This window comes from Laedolimicola intestinihominis (genome assembly GCF_040096155.1).
GTDB lineage: Bacteria > Bacillota > Clostridia > Lachnospirales > Lachnospiraceae > Laedolimicola > Laedolimicola intestinihominis.
In genome coordinates, this window is the sequence record NZ_JBBMFE010000040.1 from 1 (window position 1) to 571 (window position 571).

At 43.6% G+C, this 571-nt stretch carries 1 tRNA gene and 1 rRNA gene; both read left to right on the plus strand.

The annotated features are described in order from the left end of the window. The first annotated feature begins 138 nt into the window (after window positions 1–138). A 5S ribosomal RNA gene (rrf, locus tag WMO29_RS16675) occupies window positions 139–256 on the plus strand. A 9-nt stretch (window positions 257–265) separates the two neighbouring features. Beyond that, a tRNA-Ala gene (locus tag WMO29_RS16680) sits at window positions 266–338 on the plus strand. Window positions 339–571: the final 233 nt, after the last annotated feature.

The following is a 571-nucleotide window of genomic DNA, read 5'->3' on the forward strand; positions in this document are numbered from 1 at the left end:
AGCCGTATCGGAAGGTGCGGCTGGATCACCTCCTTTCTAAGGAAGAATTAGTAGGGGAACACGAATGTGTTAAGTACACTGTTTAGTTATGAAGGCTCGTACTTCAAAACAAAAGAATACGGAAAAGCCTAAGAGATTTCTGGTGGCGATGCGCTTGGGGGACACACCCGTTCCCATCCCGAACACGATGGTTAAGACCCAAGCGGCCGATGGTACTATGTTGGAGACGATATGGGAGAGCAGGTGGCTGCCAGAACACTTAAATGGGGGTGTAGCTCAGTTGGGAGAGCACCTGCCTTGCAAGCAGGGGGTCAAGAGTTCGAATCTCTCCATCTCCATTCGCTAAAGATTTTCTTTAGCGTCAGATTTAAAATTGTACCTTGAAAACTATATACTGAAATATCTACAAGTTAAATTCAATCCTTAGAATGAATTTAACACAAGACATCCGAGGTGATTATCCTAAAAGGTAATTTTAAAGATAATCATTCCAAGAGGACGAAAACCTCTGAAAAAAACAAACCTATGACCCTCATACAACGCTATGTATGAGCTGATTGCTCACCGGCAG